17 protein-coding genes are annotated in these 16599 nt (G+C 71.9%); 9 read left to right on the forward strand and 8 right to left on the reverse strand.

Annotated features, from left to right (window positions below; all coding sequences use genetic code 11):
• Positions 1 to 42: 42 nt before the first annotated feature.
• Both ACZ6BG_RS36795 and ACZ6BG_RS36800 read right to left on the reverse strand, forming a co-directional pair.
• Complete coding sequence (locus ACZ6BG_RS36795) at positions 43 to 468, reverse strand: guanyl-specific ribonuclease (RefSeq protein ID WP_469010081.1); 426 nt, start codon at positions 466 to 468, stop codon at positions 43 to 45.
• 143 nt (positions 469 to 611) lie between these two features.
• On the reverse strand, positions 612 to 1220 hold the full coding sequence (locus ACZ6BG_RS36800) for a dihydrofolate reductase family protein (RefSeq protein ID WP_469010083.1): 609 nt from the start codon (positions 1218 to 1220) through the stop codon (positions 612 to 614).
• A 244-nt stretch (positions 1221 to 1464) separates the two neighbouring features.
• Between ACZ6BG_RS36800 and ACZ6BG_RS36805 the strand changes: the two genes are divergently transcribed.
• Positions 1465 to 2205: an SDR family oxidoreductase gene (locus ACZ6BG_RS36805; protein WP_469010085.1), complete on the forward strand. Its 741-nt coding sequence runs from the start codon at positions 1465 to 1467 to the stop codon at positions 2203 to 2205.
• A gap of 233 nt (positions 2206 to 2438) precedes the next feature.
• Here the strand turns inward: ACZ6BG_RS36805 and alc are convergent, their stop codons facing one another.
• Entirely contained in the window at positions 2439 to 3560 is a 1122-nt protein-coding gene (gene alc, locus ACZ6BG_RS36810; RefSeq protein ID WP_469010087.1) for an allantoicase, read from the reverse strand.
• A gap of 5 nt (positions 3561 to 3565) precedes the next feature.
• The gene (gene allB, locus ACZ6BG_RS36815; RefSeq protein ID WP_469010089.1) at positions 3566 to 4903 is read right to left on the reverse strand and encodes an allantoinase AllB; all 1338 of its coding nucleotides are present in this window, start codon (positions 4901 to 4903) and stop codon (positions 3566 to 3568) included.
• 321 nt (positions 4904 to 5224) lie between these two features.
• Between allB and ACZ6BG_RS36820 the strand changes: the two genes are divergently transcribed.
• Both ACZ6BG_RS36820 and ACZ6BG_RS36825 read left to right on the forward strand, forming a co-directional pair.
• On the forward strand, positions 5225 to 6025 hold the full coding sequence (locus ACZ6BG_RS36820; protein WP_469010091.1) for an IclR family transcriptional regulator: 801 nt from the start codon (positions 5225 to 5227) through the stop codon (positions 6023 to 6025).
• Between the two features lie 290 nt (positions 6026 to 6315).
• Entirely contained in the window at positions 6316 to 6528 is a 213-nt protein-coding gene (locus tag ACZ6BG_RS36825; protein ID WP_469010093.1) for a hypothetical protein, read from the forward strand.
• Between the two features lie 118 nt (positions 6529 to 6646).
• Here the strand turns inward: ACZ6BG_RS36825 and ACZ6BG_RS36830 are convergent, their stop codons facing one another.
• Entirely contained in the window at positions 6647 to 6964 is a 318-nt protein-coding gene (locus ACZ6BG_RS36830; protein WP_469010095.1) for a DUF5955 family protein, read from the reverse strand.
• Between the two features lie 185 nt (positions 6965 to 7149).
• Between ACZ6BG_RS36830 and ACZ6BG_RS36835 the strand changes: the two genes are divergently transcribed.
• The 3 genes from ACZ6BG_RS36835 (at position 7150) to ACZ6BG_RS36845 (ending at position 11023) form a co-directional block, all read left to right on the forward strand.
• Positions 7150 to 7773 (forward strand): nucleotidyltransferase family protein, encoded by a 624-nt coding sequence (locus tag ACZ6BG_RS36835; RefSeq protein ID WP_469010097.1) that lies wholly within the window; start codon positions 7150 to 7152, stop codon positions 7771 to 7773.
• 286 nt (positions 7774 to 8059) lie between these two features.
• The gene (gene aceB / locus ACZ6BG_RS36840; protein ID WP_469010100.1) at positions 8060 to 9691 is read left to right on the forward strand and encodes a malate synthase A; all 1632 of its coding nucleotides are present in this window, start codon (positions 8060 to 8062) and stop codon (positions 9689 to 9691) included.
• 183 nt (positions 9692 to 9874) lie between these two features.
• Positions 9875 to 11023: a serine hydrolase domain-containing protein gene (locus ACZ6BG_RS36845; protein WP_469010103.1), complete on the forward strand. Its 1149-nt coding sequence runs from the start codon at positions 9875 to 9877 to the stop codon at positions 11021 to 11023.
• A 36-nt stretch (positions 11024 to 11059) separates the two neighbouring features.
• Here the strand turns inward: ACZ6BG_RS36845 and ACZ6BG_RS36850 are convergent, their stop codons facing one another.
• Positions 11060 to 11374 (reverse strand): Rdx family protein, encoded by a 315-nt coding sequence (locus ACZ6BG_RS36850; protein WP_469010107.1) that lies wholly within the window; start codon positions 11372 to 11374, stop codon positions 11060 to 11062.
• Complete coding sequence (locus ACZ6BG_RS36855; protein WP_469010110.1) at positions 11371 to 12285, reverse strand: HipA family kinase; 915 nt, start codon at positions 12283 to 12285, stop codon at positions 11371 to 11373. The genes ACZ6BG_RS36850 and ACZ6BG_RS36855 overlap by 4 nt, the downstream gene beginning before the upstream one ends.
• 70 nt (positions 12286 to 12355) lie before the next feature.
• On the opposite strand from ACZ6BG_RS36855, the gene ACZ6BG_RS36860 reads away from it, so the two are divergent.
• Positions 12356 to 13645 carry a VWA domain-containing protein gene (locus tag ACZ6BG_RS36860; RefSeq protein ID WP_469010114.1) on the forward strand — a complete coding sequence of 430 codons (1290 nt, stop codon included), beginning with the start codon at positions 12356 to 12358 and terminating at the stop codon, positions 13643 to 13645.
• Positions 13645 to 14430, forward strand: a complete 786-nt coding sequence (locus ACZ6BG_RS36865; RefSeq protein WP_469010119.1) for a hypothetical protein — start codon at positions 13645 to 13647, stop codon at positions 14428 to 14430. Before ACZ6BG_RS36860 ends, ACZ6BG_RS36865 begins: the two co-directional genes overlap by 1 nt.
• Positions 14431 to 14642: 212 nt before the next feature.
• On the opposite strand, the gene ACZ6BG_RS36870 is transcribed toward ACZ6BG_RS36865, so the two are convergent.
• On the reverse strand, positions 14643 to 15290 hold the full coding sequence (locus tag ACZ6BG_RS36870) for a winged helix-turn-helix transcriptional regulator (RefSeq protein ID WP_469010122.1): 648 nt from the start codon (positions 15288 to 15290) through the stop codon (positions 14643 to 14645).
• Positions 15291 to 15374: 84 nt separating this feature from the next.
• Here ACZ6BG_RS36870 and ACZ6BG_RS36875 point away from each other — a divergent pair, with 84 nt between their 5' ends.
• Positions 15375 to 16586: a pyridoxal phosphate-dependent aminotransferase gene (locus ACZ6BG_RS36875; protein WP_469010125.1), complete on the forward strand. Its 1212-nt coding sequence runs from the start codon at positions 15375 to 15377 to the stop codon at positions 16584 to 16586.
• Positions 16587 to 16599: the final 13 nt, after the last annotated feature.

Genomic DNA, 16599 nt, shown 5'->3' on the forward strand with positions numbered 1-16599 from the left:
CGGGGCGCGCCCCGGCTCAGCCGAACCCCGCCCCGGACGCGGTCAGCAGCCGCGGTCGACGAGGTCGAACGAACGGTAGTGGTCGGCGGTGTAGTAGTCCTCCTGCTGGGACTCACCGGTGACGATGCGGCGCGCGCCCCGGTTCGGGGAGCCGGGGGTCTTGACGGTGTACTCGTGGTAGTAGCCGTTGCTCTGCTTGGGCAGGATGCCTTCCCTGTTCTGGAAGACGGTGCCGTCCTGCGGGTACGGGAACGGGCCGCCCCGCTCGATCAGGTCGAGCGTGTCGTGCGCCTGGGACGGCAGGTCGGAGTAGCAGATCTCGCCGACGGCGGCGGCCGAGAACCCGGCGGGCGCGACGGCGGCGACCGTGTGGGGGGCCGCGGCGTTCGCGGTGCCGGTGACGGAGCCGCCGACGAGCAGGGCGGCGGCGAGGGCAGTGACACTGAGGATCCGTGGGGGGATTCGCATGCCCCCAGGATGACGCGCGTAGAGGTTGATGTGTCAACGTCAAGTACATCGAATTTTCCGGAAGTTAACCACCTCCCCGGGGCCCTCACGTTCACGAACCTCTCCCCACACCGCGTTCACCCCACGGTCGCTCTCCCTTCGCGCTAGTAACTCCCGTACTCCGGGCGGCCGTCGCGCTCGTACGTGTGGATGGCGACGCCCTTGGACGTCGTACGCGCCCCGGCGTGCCGGAACGCGGTCGGCAGGCCGCCCTCCGCGAACAGGCGCTTCCCGGTGCCGAGAGTCACGGGGAACGTCAGCAGGTGGAGCGTGTCGATCAACTCGTGCTCCATGAGGGACCGCGCGAGCCCCGCGCTGCCGTGCAGTTGCAGTTCGCGGCCCGGCCGCTCCTTGAGCGCGGTGACGTCCTTGACCAGGTCCTCGCGCCCGATGATCTCGGTGCCCTGCCAGTCGGCACCGGTCAGCGTGGTGCTGGCGACGTACTTCGGCAGGGCGTTCAGACGGGAGGCGATCGGGTCGGCGGGGTCGGTCATCTTCGGCCAGTACGAAGCGAAGATGTCGTACGTCCTGCGCCCGAGCAGGAAGGCGTCCGCCCGGTCGAAGACCTCCGTGACGAACCGGATGAAGTCCTCGTCCCCGTACGGGAACGACCAGCCGCCGTGCGGGAAGCCGCCGCTGGTGTCCTCCTGTGGGCCGCCGGGGGCCTGGATGACGCCGTCGAGGGTGAGGAACTGGGTGAGCGTGATCTTCATGGTGTGACCTCTCCGGGGTGGCCGCCGCGCCCGTGGCGCGGTCTTGCCTGTCTCACCCACTCAGACCGCCGCCCGCGCCGGAACTCATCGGCTCGCACCGGGTGGCCCCCGGCATCCCCGTCCGTTTACCGCCAGCCGTCTCCCGTGCCCACGGCTTTGATGGAACTCGTTGAAGCGGTTGAACCCGCAAGCACTTTCCGAGAACGAATTCCGCGATGAATTCCGAGAACGAAGAGGTACGGACATGTCTTCTCTGACCGGCAGGACGGCTCTGGTCACCGGCGGCAGCCGCGGTATCGGCGCGGCGACGGCCCTGCGGCTCGCCCAGGAGGGCGCCGACGTGGCCGTCACCTACGTCCAGGGCGAGGACGCCGCCCGCGAAGTCGTCGCCAAGATCGAGTCGATGGGGCGGCGCGGGTTCGCGATCCGGGCCGACGCGGCCGACGCCGGGGACGCCGCGGGCGCCGTGGAGCGGGCCGCCGATGACCTGGGCGGCCTGGACATCCTCGTCAACAACGCCGGCGCGGGGCTGCTCGGGCCCATCGGGGACCTCGCCCTCGCCGATGTCGACCGGGTGCTCGCCGTGAACGTGCGCGGGGTGTTCCTCGCCTCCCAGGCCGCGGCCGGGCGGATGCGGCGTGGTGGGCGCATCGTGTCCATCGGCTCCTGCATCGTGCAGCATGTGCCCGGGGCCGGGGCCACGTTGTACGCCACCAGCAAGGCCGCGCTCGTCGGGCTCACCAAGGCGCTCGCCCGTGAGCTCGGTGAGCGCGGCATCACCGTGAACCTCGTGCACCCCGGGCCCATCGACACCGACATGAACCCCGCCGACGGGCCCTACGCCTCGGCCCAAGCGGCCGGGACGGCGCTCGGCCGCTACGGCTCCGCCGGGGAAGTCGCCTCCGCCGTGGCCTACTTGGCCGGGGAGGAGGCGTCGTACGTGACGGGGGCCGAGTGGGCTGTGGACGGGGGACACGCGGCGTAGGCCTCGCGGGAGCGCCCCGGTCCCGCCCCTTCACCGAAACTGGGGCTCCGCCCCAGACCCCGCTCCTCAAACTCCCCCAAGCTCTTAAGGAGCAGGGGGGACCCCCACGAGGGGCTATGGACAGCCCGTCCGGCGATTGAGGACGAGGCGCGAAGCGCCGATACGGGGTCTGGGGCGGAGCCCCGGTTTCGGTGAAGGGGCGGGACTGGGGAGCCCCCGGCAGGGCCCCGACCTCAGCCCCCGAGCTCCCGATACCGCGCGGCCAACGCGTCCGCCCCACCCGCCGTAGGCGCCCCGTACAGCCGCAGCCGCGAAATCCCCCCGTCGGGGAAGATGTCGACGCGAGCGTGCGTCCCGACGGCGGCCGCGGGCAGAGTGAAGCGATGGTTGGTGTCGGGCTGAAGCCGCGTACGCGCAAGGACCTCGACCCAGTCGCCGGACTCCCCGTCCCGGACGGAGACGGAGGCCCACCCGGCGGAGTTCCCCTTGAGGTAGGCGGTGTCGATCTCGAGGGCGCGGACCTCGGACTGGGCGGCGAGGCGATAGCGGATCCAGTCGTGCCCCTGGTCGCGCCGCCGCCGCGTCTCCCACCCGTCGTCCATCTTCCGGGACCGTCCGGGCTGAATGGTGTTGGTGGCGGGCGAGTAGAACCGGTCGGAGGCGTCCTCGACCTGGCCGCCGTTCTCGAGGGCGACGACGTCGAAGGTGCCGAGGGCGGCGAGCCAGGCGGGATCGGCGACGACTTCGCCGTACACGCGCAGGCGGGCGATGCCCCCGTCGGGGTGCTGGTTGACGCGCAGGTGTGTGAAGCGCTGGGGGGCGTCGACGGCGAAGCCGTTCGCGGCGTGACCGCCGACGGCCGTACGCGGCACGAGGGTCGTCCACTTCACGCCGTCGGCGAGAAGTTCGTCGGGGGTGGGCGAGCCCTCGACGTTGGCGCCCTCGACCGACACGGCCTGCGGGTAGTTGCCGCGGAAGTGCGCGGTGTCGACGACGATGCCGTGGATGACGCCGGGCGCGCCGAGCCGGACGAGCGCCCAGTCGTGGTCGTCGGCGGTGGGCCAGGGGTGCTCGGCGGAGGCGCCGCGCCGCCGCCGGGTCTCCCAGCCGTCCATGATCTTGCCCTTGTGGCCGAAGTGCTCGGGGTCGAACTCGGCGTCGTTCGGCAGCAGCAGGTTCTCGCGCATGGCGAAGAACTCGTCGTTGGCGGCAATGACACCGGCCCCGAGCTGGCGGTCCGCGAGGTTGGCGTACTGGGTGAAGGGGAAGTCGGCGGTGCGGTAGTCGGCGTAGGGCTCGCCGCCGCCGTAGGGGTTCGCGTCGCCGGTGAAGCGGGGGATCGGTGTCGCCGTCACGGTGATCAGTTCTTCCTTTCCAGAAGTCGGCCCGACGGCGCGCTGAACTCGCCGTCGGACACGATGCGTTGGCCGCGCAGCCAGGTGGACTTCACAACACCGCGGAGAGCCTTGCCCGCGTAGGCGGTGACTCGGTTGCGGTGCTGGAGGCGCGCGGGGTCCACGGTGAAGGTCTCGTCGGGCGCGAGGACCGCGAAGTCGGCGTCGCGGCCGACCTCGATGGCGCCCTTGCGGTCGAGGCCGACCAGCTCGGCGGTGCGCGTCGACATCCAGCGCACGACGTCCTCCAGGCCGTACCCCCGCGCCCGGGCCGCCGTCCACACGGCGGGCAGGCTGAGCTGGAGGCCGGAGATGCCGCCCCAGGCGGTGGCGAAGTCGGCCGTCTTGAGGTCGGCGGTGGACGGGGAGTGGTCGGTCACGACGCAGTCGATGGTGCCGTCGGCGAGCGCCTGCCACAGCAGGTCCTGGTTGGCGGCCTCTCGGATCGGCGGGCAGCACTTGAACTCGCTGGCCCCGTCGGGCACTTCCTCGGCCGTCAGGGTGAGGTAGTGCGGGCAGGTCTCGACGGTGAGGCGGACGCCCTCGCGCTTGGCGGCGGCGATCAGCGGCAGCGCGTCGGAGGACGACAGGTGCAGGATGTGGACGCGGGCGCCGATGCGCTTCGCGACGGCGATGAGGCCCTCGATCGCGGTGTCCTCGCTGACGCGCGGGCGGGAGTCCAGGAAGTCCGTGTAGCGCGGGCCGCTCCTCGCGGGGGCCGCGGCCAGCTCGTGCGGGTCCTCCGCGTGCACGATGAGAAGACCGCCGAACCCGGCGATCTCCCCCATCGACACGGCGAGTTGATCCTGCGTCAGCTCGGGGAACTCGTCGACGCCCGAGGGCGACAGGAAGCACTTGAAGCCGAAGACGCCCGCGTCGTGCAGGGGCCGCAGGTCCTTGACGTTGTCGGGCAGCGCGCCGCCCCAGAACCCGACGTCGATGTGCGCCTTGGCCGCCGCCACGTCCTTCTTCGTACGGAGGTTCGCGACCGTGGTCGTCGGCGGCAGGGAGTTCAGCGGCATGTCGACGAGGGTGGTGATGCCACCGGCGGCCGCGGCACGCGTGGCCGTCCAGAAGCCCTCCCACTCGGTGCGGCCCGGGTCGTTGACGTGGACGTGGGTGTCGACGAGGCCGGGCAGCAGCGCGTCGTCGCCGAAGTCCTCCACGCGGGCGTGCGTCGACACGGCGGCGTCATGCGCGCGCACCGCCACGATCGTGCCGTCCGAGACGACGACGGACGCGGCGCGCGTCCCCTCCGGGGTGATGACGCGCGTCGAGCGCAGCACCAGTTCCTCGCCGGACACCGCGGCCCCTCTCTGTTCGTCTGGGCGCCTCCGCCGACCTTCCGGCCAGCGGAATTCAACGTTCTGTTGAAGAAGTCTTCGCCTCGGGCCGGGATCCGTCAAGGGCCTATACGTTTCCACAAAGTGGAAATAGAATTCCGCACACCAGAACGTAGCTATCTACAACGCGGACCGTCAAGGGAGGTCCCCGCCCGCCTCGAAGACCGGACAAACGCCCACTGACCGGCACTGACGTGACGACGGCACCGGGGCTGTCCGGGAAAGCGCCCGGTAGGCTGCTGCCTTGCCTGCCCTCCCGTAAGGCCCCGAAAGGAACGCGCCGTGCCGACGTCCAGCGCCAGCACCACCGACGCCGCGAAGCCCCCCGCGAGCGGAGGCGTACAGTCCCTCGAGCGCGCCTTCGACCTGCTCGAGCGAATGGCGGACGCGGGCGGCGAGGTCGGCCTGAGCGAGCTGTCCGCCAGCAGCGGGCTGCCGCTGCCGACGATCCACCGGCTGATGCGCACGCTCGTCGCCTGTGGCTACGTCCGCCAGCAGCCCAACCGCCGCTACGCCCTCGGGCCGCGCCTGATCCGCCTCGGCGAGTCCGCGTCCCGGCTGCTCGGCACCTGGGCGCGGCCCTATCTCGCCCGCCTCGTCGAGGAGACCGGCGAGACCGCGAACATGGCGCTGCTCGACGGGGACGAGATCGTGTACGTCGCGCAGGTGCCGTCCAAGCACTCCATGCGCATGTTCACGGAGGTGGGGCGGCGGGTTCTTCCGCACTCCACCGGTGTCGGCAAGGCTCTGCTCGCGCACACCCCCGCGGAGGAGGTGCGGGCGCTGCTCGCCCGTACGGGCATGCCCGCCGCCACCGAGAAGACCATCACCACGGCCGATGGTTTTCTCGACGCCCTCGAAGAGGTGCGGCGGGCGGGGTACGCCGTCGACGACAACGAGCAGGAGATCGGGGTGCGGTGTCTTGCCGTGTCCGTGCCCGACTCCCCTACGGCGGCGGCCATCTCGATCTCCGGCCCCGCCGGCCGCGTCACCGAGGAAGCCACCGAGAAGATCGTCCCCGTCCTGCAGCAGGTCGCGGCGGAACTCTCGGAGGCCCTGGCCACGTCGACCCCGTCGACCTGACCGCCCGGCCCTCGCGGGGCGCCCCAGTCCCGCCCCTTCTCCGAAACCGGGGCTCCGCCTCTGGACCCCGGGGGCGGGTGTCCCGTGCGGGTGGGACAGCCCTCGCCCGATCGGCGCTTCGCGCCTCGTTCTCAAACTCCCCCAACGCCCTTAAGGAGCAGGGGGCACCCCCATGACGGGCTGAAAACTTCGCCGGGGCGGGCCGGAGAACCGCTGCGAGGCGAGGTGAAGCGGTGCCGCGGGGCGGGCCGGTTCGGGCTGATGGTGCCGGGCTGTCGCCCAGTCGGTGAATGGCTCGGGCGGGCGGGTGGGAAAAAGCCCGTCCGACGCCTGAGGACGAGGCGCGGAGCGCCGATCCGGGCATCCACGAGCACCGGCTGCGCGTCCCGTTCACGCTGGCGCCCGACCTGTACGAGGACGCGGCCGTCCGGCTCGCGGCGGCGCTCGGCGGCAAGCTGCGGCCGACGGGCGCGGAGCCGGAGCGCATGGAATGGGTGGCGTGACGCGGCTCCGTGGGCGTAGCGCGGCGGGACCCGGCTGGGGGAACGGGGCACCGCCGCGTTCAGCACACGGCTCGCGCACACGGCTCAGCGCACGCGTCCACGCACGAGAGCCGCCGCATCACCTCGGACGCGGCGGCTCCCCGAACAGCTCAACGGCTCCCCTGACGCCCGTCAGAGCACCGGTCAGGGCACTGACCGAGCCGATCGAACTCGCGACGAGCAGCAGCGAACGACGCAGCCTGCGGGCCTCTGGCGCGCCGGTCGCGGCCATGGCGGCCAGGGCCGCTAACTCGTCCTCCGCTATCGCCCGGTCCGGGAACTCGCCCGGGTAGGCGGCCAGTTCGCGGCGCAGCCGCGACACGGCCGCCCGCAGTTCCGTCACCCGCGGATCCTCGAAGTTTCCCCTCACGGCTCTCTGCCCCACGCTCCGCAACACAGCTCTCCCCCTCGCACGTCGTTGTGCGCCTGTACGCGCGCGGGCCCGGGCGGACCCGCCGCGGCGGCCGGACACCGAAGGGGCGCGGCGCGGGCCGATGAGGCCACGGCGCGACGCAGGCGTCACTTTCGGCCACGCCCCCGGCCGGAACAGGGTCCCCAGAACCCATGCGGTAAGCAAGAGTCATGACCGAATCACTGTCACCTTCCGCCCCCACCGCCCCCGCCGAGGTCGTCGGCCTGCTGTTGGCGGCGGGCGGTGGACGGCGCCTCGGCGGCTGCCCGAAGGCCCTCCTCGAGCATCGCGGCGAGCTGTTCGTGGAGCGTGCGGCACGGGCGCTGCGGGACGGCGGCTGCGCCCGCGTGCACGTGGTGCTCGGCGCCACCGCCGATGTCGTACGGGAGCGGGCGGACCTGCCCGGGTGCGTCCTGGTGGACAACCCGGACTGGCGCGAGGGGATGGGGTCCTCGCTGCGGGCAGGCCTCGCCTCGCTGGGCGCGACCGGCGCGGGGGCGGCGCTGGTGTGCCTGGTGGACCAGCCGGGCATCGGGGCGACGGCGGTGGCCCGGGTGCGGGCCGCGTACCGCTCCCCGGGGACGCTCGCGGCGGCGACGTACGCGGGTGAGCGCGGCCATCCCGTGCTGTTCGGCGCGGACCACTGGGACGGTGTCGCGGCGAGCGCGACGGGCGACCGGGGCGCCCGCGCCTATCTGAAGGTGCACGCCGGGGCCGTCACGGCGGTCGAGTGCGGGGACGTGGCCGAGCCGTCCGACATCGACACGCTCTCCGACTTGGAGCGGCTGGAGTGAGCCGGTCAACTTGGAGTGACGGGCATGGCACCCAGCGCCATGTTCTGTCGACGGAGAGAATCTCGACGTCAACAAACCATTGAACTTCCACCATGAGGAAACTAGTATCCACTGCTCAGAAGCGCCCGACCTGGTGGACGGCGCCCGCAGCCGTATCCCGACCCCGCGGCACTGAGTGCCGCGACCTGCCGCCGCGGACCGACGGCCGCGAGGGCACCGCACCCGCCCGCCCGGCCAGGGCACCGCACCGCCCGTGAAGCAAGCTCGCTGAAGGAAGTGACAGCTCATGTCCGCACCAGCGCCGTCCCCGCTGGCCATCGTCGACGCCGAGCCCCTGCCCCGACAGGAAGAGGTCCTCACGCCCGCGGCCCTCGCCTTCGTGGCCGAGCTGCACCGGAGGTTCACGCCCCGGCGTGACGAGCTCCTCGCCCGCCGCGCGGAGCGCCGCACTGAATTTTCGGCGAGTGCCCGCACCTCGACCCTGGACTTCCTCCCGGAGACCGCCGCGATCCGCGCGGACGACTCCTGGAAGGTGGCCCCGGCCCCGGCCGCCCTCAACGACCGCCGGGTGGAGATCACCGGCCCCACCGACCGCAAGATGACCATCAACGCGCTCAACTCCGGCGCGAAGGTCTGGCTCGCCGACTTCGAGGACGCCTCCGCTCCCACCTGGGAGAACGTGATCCTCGGCCAACTGAACATGAGCGACGCCTATGAGCGCCGCATCGACTTCACGGACGAGCGCACCGGCAAGTCGTACGCCCTGAAGGACGCGGGCGAACTCGCCACCGTCGTGATGCGCCCCCGCGGCTGGCACCTGAACGAGCGGCACCTCACGGACGCGGACGGCACGCCGGTCCCGGGCGCCCTCGTCGACTTCGGCCTGTACTTCTTCCACAACGCCCAGCGCCTGATCGACCTCGGCAAGGGCCCGTACTTCTACCTCCCGAAGACCGAGTCACACCTGGAGGCCCGCCTCTGGAACGAGATCTTCGTCTTCGCGCAGGACTACGTCGGCGTCCCGCAGGGCACCGTCCGCGCCACCGTCCTCATCGAGACGATCACGGCCGCGTACGAGATGGAGGAGATCCTCTACGAACTGCGCGACCACGCCTCCGGACTGAACGCCGGGCGCTGGGACTACCTCTTCTCGATCGTCAAGAACTTCCGTGACGGCGGCCAGAAGTTCGTCCTTCCGGACCGCAACCTGGTCACGATGACGGCCCCGTTCATGCGCGCCTACACCGAACTCCTCGTCCGCACCTGCCACAAGCGCGGCGCGCACGCCATCGGCGGCATGGCGGCCTTCATCCCGTCCCGCAAGGACGCCGAGGTCAACAAGGTCGCCTTCGAGAAGGTCCGCGCCGACAAGGACCGCGAGGCGGGCGACGGCTTCGACGGCTCCTGGGTCGCCCACCCCGACCTGGTCCCGATCGCCCTGGAGTCCTTCGACAAGGTCCTCGGCGACAAGCCGAACCAGAAGGACCGCCTGCGCGAGGACGTCTCCGTGGCCCCCGGCGACCTGATCGCCATCGACTCCCTCGACGCCAAGCCCACCTACGACGGCCTGGTCAACGCCGTCCAGGTCGGCATCCGCTACATCGAGGCCTGGCTGCGCGGACTCGGCGCCGTCGCCATCTTCAACCTCATGGAGGACGCGGCCACCGCCGAGATCTCCCGCTCCCAGATCTGGCAGTGGATCAACGCGGGCGTGGTCTTCGCGGACGGTACGCCCGCGACGGCCGAGCTGGCCCGTGAGGTCGCCGCCGCCGAACTGGCCGCGATCCGCGCCGAGATCGGCGAGGAGGCCTTCGCGGCCGGCACGTGGCAGCAGGCCCACGACCTGCTGCTCCAGGTCTCCCTGGACGCCGACTACGCGGACTTCCTGACGCTGCCCGCGTACGAGCAGCTCCGCTGAGCCCGAGCGCTCCCGTACGGTACGCGCGCTGCCGCCCCCGCACTCCTCGGTGCCGGGGGCGGCAGTCTGCGTACCGCCTGTCCCGTCGACGGGCAGATCTTCGCCTCCGCTCGCCCCTGTGACATAACATCCCCGCCCAGCACGGCAGTTGACGGTTCAACACGGGTGCGACGGAGGATGGGCATGAACCTGCGCAGACGGCTGACGGCCGCGGCGATATCGGCGGTGGCGCTGACGACGATGGCCGCCACCGCCACCGCCGCACCCCGCCAGGAGCATGGCCCCGGCCACAGGGCGACCCGCGCGGCCATGGACGCCGTCGTCGCGGGCGGAGCCCCCGGCGTGACCGCGCGGGTCACGGACGCGGACGGCGTCTGGAAGGCCGCGGCGGGCCTCGGCGACCTGAAGCGCGGCACCCCACGCGGCGAGCGGGACCACTACCGGGTCGGCAGCATCACCAAGACCTTCGTGGCCACCGTCGTGCTCCAACTGGAGGCCGAGGGCAGGCTGGACCTCGACGACACCGTGGGCTCCTGGCTGCCGGGCGTGGTCGAGGGCAACGGCCACGACGGCGACCGCGTCACCATCCGGCAGCTCCTGAACCACTCCAGCGGGATCTACGACGTCAACGCGGACCCCGAGTACGCGCGCAAGGTCTTCTCCAAGGACTTCCTCAAGCACCGCTACGACACCTGGACCCCGGCCCGGATGATCGCCATGGCGATGCGCCACGCACCGCACAACCAGCCCGGCGAGGGCGTGCTCTACTCCAAGACCAACTTCCTGCTCGCGGGCCTCATCATCGAGAAGGCCACGGGCCGCCCCTACGGCGACGAGATCCGCCGCCGCGTCATCAACCCCCTGCACCTGCGCGGCACCCGGGTACCCGGCACGTCCCCGGCCCTCCCCCGCCCCAGCAGCCGCGCCTACGACCTGCTGTCCGGCGCGCCCGGCGGCACCCTCCACGACACGACGGAGCTGAACCCGTCCTACGCCGGGGCCGCGGGCGAGATGATCTCCAACGGCGCGGACCTGAACCGCTTCTACGCCGCGCTCCTCGGCGGCGAACTCCTCCCGAAGCGCCAGTTGGACGCGATGAAGACGACCATCCCCGTCCACCCCGACGTCCCCGGGATCCGCTTCGGCCTCGGCCTCGGCTCCTACCGGCTCTCCTGCGGCATCACCGTCTGGGGCCACACCGGCAGCGCGCTCGGCTCGTCGTCGGTGGCGGTCGCGTCGGCGGACGGCCGCCACGCGCTGGCAGCCAACGCGAACGGCGACCGGTACACCTCGACCATGGCGCTGGTGGACGCCGAGTACTGCGGGAGCTGACCTTCGGTGAGCGGCCGACGGGCACTCCGTGCGCGGCTATCGTTCCGAGTGCCCGAGGCTCCGGCCCGGTGCCACGATGTCCCTCACCAGCCGCTTCACGGCGGTCGGCTCGGGGAAGCCCTGTTCCCGGCGGTCCCAGACCACCGCGCCGCCGACGCGGACGACGAAGACGCCGCCCGTGCCCGGCTTCAGCGCCAGCTCGGTCAGTTCGGCCTCGAAGGTCGTGAGGAGTTCCTGCGCGAGCCAGGCCGCGCGCGGCAGCCAGCGGCACTGCGTGCAGTACTCGATCTCGACGCGGCGGGGCTCGGCGCGATCGGCCTCGGCGCGGCGGGGCTCGACTCGGTCGCTCATGGGTACCTCTTCGCGGGACGCGGATCGGGCTTGCCGTGCAGGTTCGGGACGCGTCGCAGCCAGGCCGGGCGGCCCGCCTCCGTGGCCCGGGCGCGCAGCACGTCCTCGGCGGCCAGCTCGGCGCGGGAGGGGAAGTCGGTGGGGAGCCAGGCGGCGGAGGCGCGGGCGCGGGCGGTGAGGTAGGTGACGTAGGCGTCCCGCAGGGCGTCGGCCGTGGCGAAGCCCGGCTCGTCGGCGAGCCACGCGTCCGGGACCTCGGCCACGATGTGGCGGAGGAGTTCCTCGGTGACGCGCGGCGCGAGTTCCGCGTCGGCGGCCGCGGTGTCCGGGCCGTAGCGGCCGAGGGCGTGCTGGCGGAAGTCGTACGTCTTCTCGGCGGTGGCGAGGACGGTGGCCGCGTCCCAGCGGTGGTGGAAGACGAGGGCCGCGCCGTGGTCGATGAGCCACAGGTGCGGCTCGCGGGTGCCGAAGGCAGGCCAGACCATGAGGTTCGAGCTGTGCACCGTGCGGTCGACGTTCGCGGTGAGGGCGTCCAACCACACGACCTTGCCCGCCTCCAGCGGGTCGACGTCCAGGTCGGTGTCGGGGGTGAAGTCGCGGGCTCCCGGCAGATAGTCCATGCCCAGGTTCAGGCCCGCGCTGGCGCGCAGCAGGTCCTGCACCTCCTGGTGCGGTTCGTGCGCGCCGACGGCCGGGTCGAAGTGGGCGAGGACCAGCTCGGGCACGCGCAGGCCGAGGCGGCGCCCCAGCTCGCCGACGACGATCTCGGCGACCAGCGCCTTGCGGCCCTGCGCGGAGCCGGTGAACTTCAGGACGTAGGTCCCGAGGTCGTCGGCCTCGACGAGCCCGGGCACGGAGCCGCCGGCCCGCAGGGGTTCCAGATACCGGACAGCCGTCACTTCTCGCAGCACACCAGCCACCCTAACCGGCGGCCGCAAGCCATTTTTGGAGCGGACGGTCCTTGATCCATAAGATCCTCCGATGATCACTGGAAAGCGGTTCGCGGCGGGCTTCTGCGCCCTGTTCGCGGCCCTGAGCATGGGGCTCTCGCCCACGTCCGCGTTCGCGGACGACGAACCGGACGGCTCCGGCGGGTCGGGGCCCGTCCCGAAGGTCGAGTTGCTGCTCGACGCGAGCGGGTCGATGCGGGCCCGCGACATCGACGGCAAGAGCCGCATGGTCGCGGCGAAGCAGGCGTTCAACGAGGTGCTCGACGCCACCCCCGAGGACGTCGAGCTCGGCATCCGCACCCTCGGTGCCAACTACCGCGGCGACGACCGCAAGACGGGCTGCAAGGACACCGAGCAGCTCTACCCGGTGGGCCCGCTGGACCGCAGGGACGCCAAGACGGCGGTCGCCACGCTGGCGCCCACCGGCTGGACCCCGATCGGCCCGGCCCTGCTGAAGGCCGCCGACGATCTGAAGGGCGGCGAGGGCTCGCGTCGCATCGTCCTCATCAGCGACGGCGAGGACACCTGCCAGCCCCTGGACCCGTGCGAGGTGGCGCGGGACATCGCCGCCAAGGGCATCCACCTCACCATCGACACGCTCGGCCTGGTCCCGAACACCAAGATGCGCGCGCAGCTGAGCTGCATCGCCGAGGCCACCGGAGGTACCTACACCTCCATCCGGCACACCGACGAACTCACCGACCGCGTCGGCCAGTTGGTGGACCGCGCGGCCGACCCCGTCGTCACCCCCGTGGCGGTCGAGGGCGCCGGAAGCTGCGCCGCAGCGCCGCGGCTCAAGCCCGGCCTGTACACCGACCGCACGGGGTTCGGCGAGCACCGCTGGTACCGCGTGGACGTCGAGCCGGGTCAGGAGCTGCGCGCCTCGGTGAGCGTGGCGGCCGACCGGGCCGTGACCAACGACTACGGCGTGCTGATGCGGGCCGTCACCAAGCACGGCCGTGAGATCGTACGCGGCTCGGAGGCGGGCGACGGGCGCACGGACGCCATCTCGACGGGCCTGCGCTACCCGAAGCCGGACCAGGACGACGAAGACACCGAGACGGAGGCGGTCTGCCTCCAGGTGTCCCACTCCTACGCGCCCGCTTCCGGTGGGGCGGCCGCCGCGAAGGGCAAGCCGGGTCTGCCCGTGGAGCTGGCCGTCGACATCGTGGACGCCCCGGACGACGCCTCCGACGTGGCGGCGTTCGGACTCGGCCGTGGCTGGTGGCTGCTCGGCGCGCTGGTGCTGACCGGCTTCGTCGGCGGATTGGTGTGGGGCTGGGTGGCGCGGTGGCGCGTCGCTGTCTGGAGGACGAACTGATGCGTACGACACGTCTGTCGGCGGCAGCGGGCCTGGCGGCCCTCGTCGCGCTCCTCACGCCGGGCGCGGCGCTCGCCGCCCCCGGCGACGACGATGACAAGTCGCGCTCCGACGCGGGCACGTCCTTCCGCACGGCCACGGAGATCGAGCAGGGCCACCGGGCCACGGCGAGCGCGTCGACCGGCGACTACCTGTACTGGTCCTTCCCGGCGGACGCCGGCCAGCGGCCCACGGTCAAGGCGACCGTGAAGCTCCCCGACGCGGCGCGCCGGTCCGAGGCGCGGTGGCGCGTCGACGTGTACGACGGCCTGAGGCGCCGTCAGTCCTGCATGTACGGCATGCAGTCGAGGCCCGCGGACGCGGCGACGGTCGACCTGGCCTGCGTCCTGCGCCCGGTCCGCGCCTGGTCGGACCCCTGGTCCAACGACCCGCTCCCGGGCACGTACTACATCCGCCTGACGGCCACCGGCCTGAGGACGGCCGACCTGGGCGCCCCCGTCACGGCCGAGGTCGAAGTGACGTCGAAGGACATCGGCGGCGCGGCAGCGGTGGACGGCACCCTGGCGAAGCCCCTGGTGCCGGGCGCGTCGGTCGACTCCGACGACACAGCCGACTCGGGCACCCGGGCGGCCCTGTCGACGGCGGAGCCGGAGGACGGCTGGGCGTCGGGCTGGTGGACGGACCGCTGGATCTGGACGGGCGCGGGCGGAGTGCTCGCGGCGCTGGCGGGCATCGGAGGCTACGCGTTGACGCGGGGCAACGGAAGGCCCACGTCGGGAAACTGAGGACCTTCAGCCCGTCGGCCACCTGATGGCCTTCAGCCGATCGGCCGCCTGAGGATCTTCGGCCCGCCCGGCGTTTGAGGACGAGGCGCGAAGCGCCGATTCGAGGGCGCCCCCGTCCCACCCGAAGGGAACACCCACCCCCGGGTTCCAGGGGCGAAGCCCATGGTTTCGGGAAGGGGTGGGACTGGGGCGCCCCGCGAGGGCACCCCACCTCACCCCTCCCGCAACACCTTCGCCAGCACCCCTTCCCCCTCCACCACGGCGTCCCCACCCCGCACAGCATCCCCCCACCCCAACTCCCCCCGCGCAAGCGCAACACACACATCCGCCCCCACCACGACCCGAGCGTCGACCCCAACGTCCCCACCCCCGTCGGCGTACACGGCCCGCCCCTCGGCCGCATCCCCGAGCCACAGCAGGAACTCCCCCTCATCAAGCCGCACGTGAACAACCCCGTGCCCACCGAGCGCCTCCAACACCCCCCGCAACGGCAGGGCGAACCAGTGCGCACGCACCGCGTCGGTAACCCTGCGCTCACCGAGCTCGAAGGCCCCCCACTCCCCCAGCGCCTGCAGCACGGGCAGCAACGCCCGCCCGCGCGGGGTGAGTTCGTAGACGTACGCGGAGACGGGCGCGGCCATCCGGCGCCGCGAGGCGATCCCGCCCTGCTCCATGTCCTTGAGCCGCGAGGCGAGCACGTCCGTGCTGACGCCGGGCAGATCGGCGTGCAGATCGGTGTACCGGCGAGGCCCCGCGAGCAGTTCGCGGACGATCAGCAGGGTCCAGCGATCACCGACGGCGTCGAGAGCGCGGGCGGACGCGCAGTACTGGTCATAGCTTCGGCGTGATCGAGGTGGCATGCGTCGCAGTCTAGACAAGTTGTTGGACTTTCCAAGCGGCAGCTTGGTAAAACCAAGTAACGCACGCCAAGGGAGGCACAGCACATGGAGTTCCGGCAGTCGAGCAAGCTCAGCGAGGTCTGTTACGAGATCCGGGGCCCGGTCATCGAGCACGCCAACGCCCTGGAGGAGGCGGGCCACAGCGTCCTGCGCCTCAACACCGGCAACCCCGCGCTCTTCGGCTTCGAGGCGCCCGAGGAGATCGTCCAGGACATGATCCGGATGCTGCCGGGCGCGCACGGCTACACGGACTCGCGGGGCGTCCTCTCGGCCCGCCGGGCGGTGGTGCAGCGCTATGAGGCGCTCGGCCTGGACGACATCGACGTCGACGACGTCTTCCTCGGCAACGGCGTGTCCGAACTGGTGACGATGGCCGTACAGGCACTCCTTGAGGACGGCGACGAAGTCCTCGTCCCCGCACCGGACTTCCCCCTCTGGACGGCCGTGACGACGCTCTCCGGGGGCAAGGCCGTGCACTACCTGTGCGACGAGCGGGCCGACTGGTATCCGGACCTCGACGACCTGGCGTCGAAGATCACCGACCGCACCAAGGCCCTGGTGATCATCAACCCGAACAACCCGACGGGCGCGGTCTATCCGCGCGAGATCCTCGAAGGCATGCTCGACCTCGCCCGCCGCCACGGCCTGATGGTCTTCGCCGACGAGATCTACGACCAGATCCTGTACGACGACGCGGTGCACCACAGCGTCGCCTCCCTGGCCCCGGACCTGGTGGTCCTGACCTTCTGCGGCCTCTCCAAGACGTACCGGGTCGCGGGCTTCCGCTCCGGCTGGCTGGTGGTGACGGGCCCGAAGCAGCACGCGCGGAACTACCTGGAGGGCCTGACGATGCTGGCCTCCATGCGCCTGTGCCCCAACGCCCCCGCCCAGTACGCGATCCAGGCCGCGCTCGGCGGCCGCCAGTCCATCCACGACCTGACCGCGCCCGGCGGCAGGCTGTACGAACAGCGCGACCGGGCCTGGCAGAAGCTGAACGAGATCCCCGGCGTCTCCTGCGTGAAACCGCGCGGCGCGCTGTACGCCTTCGCGCGCCTCGACCCGAAGGTGCACGCCATCCACGACGACGAGAAGTTCGTCCTGGACCTGCTGCTCCAGGAGAAGATCCAGGTGGTCCAGGGCACCGGCTTCAACTGGCCGCGCCCCGACCACTTCCGCATCCTCACCCTCCCGTACGCTGACGATCTGGACGCGGCGATCAGCCGTATCGGCCGCTTCCTGAGCGGCTATCGCCAGTAGCCACAAGCCCGCG

It is taken from the genome of Streptomyces sp. NPDC041205, from assembly GCF_055591765.1.

Excerpts from the sequence above, each read along its gene's own strand:
- ACZ6BG_RS36835 (WP_469010097.1), top strand. The coding sequence starts at position 7,150 with ATGACCGAATCACTGTCACCTTCCGCCCCCACCGCCCCCGCCGAGGTC.
- ACZ6BG_RS36805 (WP_469010085.1), top strand. The coding sequence starts at position 1,465 with ATGTCTTCTCTGACCGGCAGGACGGCTCTGGTCACCGGCGGCAGCCGC.
- ACZ6BG_RS36865 (WP_469010119.1), top strand. The coding sequence starts at position 13,645 with ATGCGTACGACACGTCTGTCGGCGGCAGCGGGCCTGGCGGCCCTCGTC.
- ACZ6BG_RS36825 (WP_469010093.1), top strand. The coding sequence starts at position 6,316 with ATGGCTCGGGCGGGCGGGTGGGAAAAAGCCCGTCCGACGCCTGAGGAC.
- ACZ6BG_RS36845 (WP_469010103.1), top strand. The coding sequence starts at position 9,875 with ATGAACCTGCGCAGACGGCTGACGGCCGCGGCGATATCGGCGGTGGCG.
- ACZ6BG_RS36850 (WP_469010107.1), bottom strand. The coding sequence starts at position 11,374 with ATGAGCGACCGAGTCGAGCCCCGCCGCGCCGAGGCCGATCGCGCCGAG.
- ACZ6BG_RS36800 (WP_469010083.1), bottom strand. The coding sequence starts at position 1,220 with ATGAAGATCACGCTCACCCAGTTCCTCACCCTCGACGGCGTCATCCAG.
- ACZ6BG_RS36795 (WP_469010081.1), bottom strand. The coding sequence starts at position 468 with ATGCGAATCCCCCCACGGATCCTCAGTGTCACTGCCCTCGCCGCCGCC.
- aceB (WP_469010100.1), top strand. The coding sequence starts at position 8,060 with ATGTCCGCACCAGCGCCGTCCCCGCTGGCCATCGTCGACGCCGAGCCC.
- ACZ6BG_RS36870 (WP_469010122.1), bottom strand. The coding sequence starts at position 15,290 with ATGCCACCTCGATCACGCCGAAGCTATGACCAGTACTGCGCGTCCGCC.
- ACZ6BG_RS36875 (WP_469010125.1), top strand. The coding sequence starts at position 15,375 with ATGGAGTTCCGGCAGTCGAGCAAGCTCAGCGAGGTCTGTTACGAGATC.
- ACZ6BG_RS36860 (WP_469010114.1), top strand. The coding sequence starts at position 12,356 with ATGATCACTGGAAAGCGGTTCGCGGCGGGCTTCTGCGCCCTGTTCGCG.